The following is a 4,946-nucleotide window of genomic DNA, read 5'->3' as shown; positions in this document are numbered from 1 at the left end:
TCACCACCTTGTGTTAATATCGCCATTTTCGATGGATGATCCAGATAATATTATCCATAAGATGGTAAAATGAATTTATAACAGTCTACAGAGGAAAAATAGGTTACAATTTCAAAGACTTTTTGCACTGAAATCATAAATCCATTGCATCATTTAGTCCAACGATGTTATTTTCCGTTACTGGAAAAATTAATCCGTCAGGTGATTGAACAAGCAATTTCATATCAGCAACAAACTGTTTAAAGCGTTTATTATTGGCCAGGGTACCGTCAATCCTGCGCAGTTCAGCCTTTAACCTTTTTTGATGCAAAAGGAGTTGGTTAATAGCAATATCTGATTCTTCTTCATAACTATCCGTGACAATTTCCCCTGCCTCCAACGTTTCCCTATACTGTGCAATGCTAAACATCTGACGGTATTTTGTCAGTTCCCTTGACAATCGTGCTTCCTTTTGAATCAACTCTGAACAATCACGCCCAGAAAGCCCACGAATTAATTCTTCAATACTAAAGTGAATACTTCCAATTACAACACCGCGATTAAGCAACGTCCAACCTTTTTCTTGGTCAACATAAAAGGCTCCAAGGAGATTTCTTAGAATATCAACATTTTCAGTTCCAAAAATAATTTTATGCAGTTCATTTTGCTGTTCCGGTAGCACAAAGGTTTGCTTTTCAGAACCCATAGTTACTTCGACTGCAATATCACTGCAACGTAGCAAAGATATTATTCCACTTGTCTCACAGTAAATCAATAACTCTACTTCGCAGTTATTGAACTTAATTTTCTTGGTATTTGGAATGTTATAGCCAAGAGCATATAACATAAACCGCAGAAGGGTAGTTTTTCCACGACTGTTTTTTATACTGTGAATTAAATTGACATCCTCCGCAAATATAATTTTACGTTCAATAAATCCCTCTTTGAGTCGGATAGATTTAAAAATCACAGTTTCACCCCCCTTTTGATTTTATCAATTGTAATTCGGTTCCGAACAATATTGTAAAGAATAATCTGGACTAATCCCTTCTTAGTTTCTACATCAATAGCATCAAGTTCAAATTCAGAAAGATAGTCGGGCCATTTATTTATCGCAAAATCCATGCACTTTTCGACAGGTTTCATAGTGGTTTGGTATCCGTTATAGTCGCAGAGAACTTTAATAAAAAATTCGCAGCGTTCGCAACAAGATTCTATTGTATCCTTATATCGGTGAACAATTTCATCATAAGCACTGGAATCAAATACCTCTGCAAAAGATTCATCGCAACGTTCAATATCAGTAGCAATAACCATTATCGGCCAAACTACATCTTTTTTCTTCACCCGAATAGCTATATCCTTCTTTGTCCCATTTCTGAAAACTTCTTCGTGCCAAATATTTAGTAGTTTCTTTCCTAATCCATAAATATTCAAATCAAAATCGCCAATGAAATCATCCACTACTTGCTTAACCATTTTATACCGCTCTATATCATTATCAGTTTCAAACGGTAACACTTGAATCATGAATTTATCTAGATCCAGTGGCTGACTCATTCCATTCAGGTAACCCTCTATCAATTTTTGTGAAGACGTTGGTAATGACGAAAAGTCACGATGTGCAGTTCCTAAAAATACGCTCATAGAAGCATCTTCATTTAAAGGATTTGGGGAATTAGTAATTAATATCAGCTGTTGGGCATTAACCTTTAGATTGCCTTCCGATAAGGAAATAAGCGACTTTTCAAGGTTTTTTCGGACGTTTCTAAAATCTGAACTACTTTTTTCAACTGTTTTCGCCTGTGCTAAAATATATTGTCCATTTTCTAATTCCAGTTCGATATCCTCATAGTTGCCCTCTAGACGCAGTGATATTAAGTCCTCAATATTTTCAAGCATAAGTACGATTGCTGCATTTACCTGAAAATCGAAACCAAACATTACAGCATTTGCTCGCCTACTTTTTGACATGAATTTTTCCCTCCCATCTCTCCATCACACATTACTTTCCACACAAAAACTGACGAACATCTTACCAGCTAAAGTATCCCAAAATGTAAAAATGCTTTTTTTATATCCTCTTGCTTTTCTATCGGGCCGTTTTGTACACGCGTAATTTTTACCAACTCTACCAGGCTATGATCCTCTCTTATTTTTTCCATATAGCCAAAGCCTGATCCAGCTTGACTTTTCGATCCTTCGTCCACCACGTATAAGGGTAGGCCCCGCCACTACCTCTAGCATCCACAACCCCATTCCATGTACTTACTTTGGATGGCATTTCTTGTGGATCAAGAACTAGAATTCTACAAAGGCTTAGCGTCCCATTGCTCTCCCTTGAATACTCCAAACCTACTGCAACTACCCAATGTCCCCAGCCTGGATATTCCATGCCCATAATAACAGGATGGTTTTCTTTAATGTGCCTTTCGACGAAGCTCTTTACGCCTACTCCACTTTCTTTAAAAGGTTCAGCCCCTAGCCTTTTAGTAAATGCTCCATCAATAAAATCCTGTAGTTCATCCAAGCTAGTTCCATCCCTAAAAAGTCCTTGGCCCTTATGTATCCTTTCCAGAACCTTACCAATTGAGGTTTGCTTACTATAACGTGAAGATAAAACTGCTGATCTGTCAGCGAGTCCACAAATCAATAGGCTCATTAACAGACAGTACGGTCCACAAGCCCCATCCAAGGAGCCTTGGTGAAGATGCACCTGCTGTTCCTTCCCCTTAGTGCCCATCGCAGCAGGCCCTTCATGCGTTGTATCTATATGGTCAATCACGTGAATTTCTGTCACTAAAATCCCCCACTCCTTCTCTTATTGACTATTGCGCCTAAAGTTTTTCTTTTATGTTCAGTGGTTTTAATATACCAATTCATAACCAGCGTAACCTCCGTAGGTACACTGATCATGGAATGCTAACGACGGCGGTAGCTGCCCGCACCACCCTGCAACCGCTACCCACTCACTCCTTCCAGACCGGCGACTGCCGGTCATTAGCCCCAGAGGGTGCAACGCAGAGGAGCGGATTCAGACCAGCAAAGACCAACCAGCGCGGCCCGCTTACTCCAGGAATTGGACCGATCAATTATTATTTCAATAGAATCTCATAAAGCTCGTTTGTTCCTGACTTTCCTGATATAAGTTTATAACTTGTAGCGTCGGTTGGTAATTCGTATACCCAATTGCCCGTTTCTTTGATACTCGGAGAAAGTTCCTTGCAATCGAGATAATCATCAATTGCACCGATAGCATCGGAATAGGTTTTAAACTCACGGTCTTTATTATCAACAATAATTAAATTGGGCGACATCGTGAATGCCTTATTTGTCGTATTGATCAGGTCGGCATTAACTATAACAAACTTCGCGCCTTCTTTAGCCGTTTTAGGGGAACTGTATTTGGCATTGATTGTTTGTTTTTCTTCCACTCGATTGATTTTAAGTTTAAGGGTTGCAAATTGAATTTCGTCTCCAATATTTTTGGGTATTATGGTCATATTATCTTTCTTTGCCTTTTCCGTAGCGGTGGTCGACTGGGGATTCGCATTACTTGAAGATGGATTCATAGAATTGTTAATTTCTTTACCAACTGAAACGAAGTTAGATGTAAAAACATTTAAAAGATCATCACTGGGTTCGTCAATATACCATTTATTATTAGCCTTTGCCAGCTTAACATCGATAGTCTTCTCCACAAATGAATCTTTAACTGTTTCTTTTTGCTTTTGCATCGCAGATATAAACATTTGATTCATATCCTCATCCTTCATCGTGACACCAGTGAAGGCTAAAGAAAATGCTTTAGAAAAAACGTCCCCAATAGTTGCTTTAAGAAGCGGTCCCCCATTAAGGTACTTAACATCTACAGTGACGGTAGCCTTATCATTTTCGATTTTTGACCCTTTTACTGAGTATGTAATTTTAGTTGCATTTTCCTTGAGGTAGTCTAAAAAGTATTTTTGATACTGGTCTTTGCTGTCTTTTCCATCTTTCATTACATCAGTTACCTTACTTGCATTAGATGGATTGACCATTGTAGCCATTTTTGTTAAATCAAACTTTTTTCCGGCTTCAATAAAGTCGGTTACCGTTGATTCTGGTTTAGGAAAATTTGAACAACCTGCAATAAAAAATATTCCAATTATTAATAAGAGACCCATTAGTTTTCGCAAATTCTTACACCCCTTCGAATTTAATATCTTGTGAATGGCATGACCGAGCTCAACATTCGTTACCTAGTTAATTCAATGGCGACTGAATTGAGTTGGCGGGTATCGCCGTAGGCTAGGTAGAAACTTTTTAATTGGCCAAATTAGTGAAACTTTCTGTTTGTTGTTCGTCTGATCAGCCTACAAAACAACTCCCATTCTTCTGGGAACTGATTGTCACCATACTTTTTAATAGTTCTCCCGTCAGTTAGAATCTCAACACTCCACTGGGTTCCATCGCACACACCGGTCTCTATATACTTGGGTTTCCAGTTCAGCAGATTAATCATCTTTAACTCCTCAATAAAGGCTTGTGCTGTGGAAACACGGATAGTCTTCTTGCTAGTTTCCTCTGTTCCACCTTCGTTGAATCTCCACGTGGTTTCAAGATTAGTCAGATCGATAATGACTTCATAATAGCCACCGAAGTATCCACCAACAGATGCTATGATAGTTTTTAATTTGCGGTACGCCTCATCAATAGCTTGCGCTCTGTTCCATTCATGGCCACAGTCTTTACAGAAATATTCCGCGTTACCTATTATTTCGACGCAACCACCTAGCTTCACTTTTCCTGCTTTTGCTTCAAGCGAAAGTTCATAGCTTGTAATACCCCCGCTTGTCAAGACACGATTTTGAGAAACTTAAGATAAATCTCCTTTCCTCACCATCGATCTTTTTTATTACTCGTAAAGCGGGCATTTACCTCCTTTTCACTGGGGTCGACTTGACATGGGACCCTACGTCGGATGC

General features: G+C 38.9%; 5 protein-coding genes. All 5 read right to left on the bottom strand.

Going from position 1 to position 4,946, the window contains the following annotated elements:
• Positions 1–133: 133 nt before the first annotated feature.
• Positions 134–949: a hypothetical protein gene (locus VM640_RS00855; RefSeq protein ID WP_325388950.1), complete on the bottom strand. Its 816-nt coding sequence runs from the start codon at positions 947–949 to the stop codon at positions 134–136.
• Positions 946–1,953 (bottom strand): hypothetical protein, encoded by a 1,008-nt coding sequence (locus tag VM640_RS00850; RefSeq protein WP_325388948.1) that lies wholly within the window; start codon positions 1,951–1,953, stop codon positions 946–948. The genes VM640_RS00855 and VM640_RS00850 overlap by 4 nt, the downstream gene beginning before the upstream one ends.
• Positions 1,954–2,131: 178 nt before the next feature.
• Entirely contained in the window at positions 2,132–2,779 is a 648-nt protein-coding gene (locus VM640_RS00845) for a hypothetical protein (protein ID WP_325388946.1), read from the bottom strand.
• Positions 2,780–3,074: 295 nt separating this feature from the next.
• Positions 3,075–4,157: a DUF4352 domain-containing protein gene (locus VM640_RS00840; RefSeq protein WP_325388944.1), complete on the bottom strand. Its 1,083-nt coding sequence runs from the start codon at positions 4,155–4,157 to the stop codon at positions 3,075–3,077.
• 140 nt (positions 4,158–4,297) lie between these two features.
• Positions 4,298–4,819: a hypothetical protein gene (locus VM640_RS00835; protein WP_325388942.1), complete on the bottom strand. Its 522-nt coding sequence runs from the start codon at positions 4,817–4,819 to the stop codon at positions 4,298–4,300.
• Positions 4,820–4,946 lie beyond the last annotated feature (127 nt).

Origin of the sequence: Desulfitobacterium sp., assembly GCF_035539115.1 — a bacterium.
GTDB lineage: Bacteria > Bacillota > Desulfitobacteriia > Desulfitobacteriales > Desulfitobacteriaceae > Desulfitobacterium_A.
Note: the sequence above shows the minus strand (reverse complement) of the source record. Positions and strands in the feature narration are given on the sequence as shown.